This is a genomic window from Elstera litoralis (genome assembly GCF_000963705.1).
GTDB classification, from domain to species: domain Bacteria; phylum Pseudomonadota; class Alphaproteobacteria; order Elsterales; family Elsteraceae; genus Elstera; species Elstera litoralis.
In genome coordinates this window covers 1-791 of sequence record NZ_LAJY01000672.1, presented here as the reverse complement: position 1 = coordinate 791, position 791 = coordinate 1, and the positions used below count along the sequence as shown (strand labels likewise).

The 791-nt window shown below is 58.0% G+C and carries 1 pseudogene; it reads right to left on the bottom strand.

From position 1 onward, the window contains the following. A pseudogene (gene rhaS / locus VZ95_RS27550) lies at positions 1 to 765 on the bottom strand (rhamnose ABC transporter substrate-binding protein); the annotation flags it as partial. Positions 766 to 791: the final 26 nt, after the last annotated feature.

Below are 791 nucleotides of genomic sequence, written 5' to 3'. Positions count from 1 at the left end.
AATACTTGGCGTATTTCAGCACGTTATCCTTATCGAAGGTGAAGGGCTCCGCCATCGCGGCTTCGCCTTTATCGTCGATCGTGAGCGTGCCCATGCGCCCAACGGGCACTTTCTCGCCCGCTTTCCCCTTCAACTCGCCCTTAATGAACTGCACAGCGGCATAGGTGACGGTATAACCGAGGTCGACCGGGTTCCAGATGGCGAAGCTTTTGGTTGCGCCGCTCTGCACATGGCCCTTCATTTCCGACGGCAAGCCAAGGCCGGTGACATAGACCTTGCCGATCAACCCTTGATCCGCCACGGCTTTTGCCGCCGCAACGATGCCGACCGAGGTTGGGGCGATGATGGCCTTCAGGTTCGGGAAGGATTTGAACAGGCCCTGGGCCTCGCGGTAGCTCTTATCGGCTTGATCGTCGCCATAAACCGTGGAAACGAGTTTCAGCGATGAAAATTCGGGCTTTGCCAGCTCCTTTTTCATTTCGGCGATCCAGATATTTTGGTTCGTCGCTTGGGCGTCGCCGACAGAATGGCGACTTCGCCCCCCGCCGCGCCCACGGCATCCAACGCCATTTGCACTTGCTTCTGACCAATCAGCGCCGCATTGGACGGGTTCAATTGCAGCAAACGGCCACTGGCGATCCCGCTATCGAAGGAAATAACCTTAATCCCGCGTTCGGCGGCGCGTTTGGCCACCGGCACCAGGGCGTTGGCATCATTCGCCGAAATGGCGATAGCATCGACTTTCTGAGCGATCAACGCGTTCATCAGTTCGATCTGCCCCTCGGCGGTCG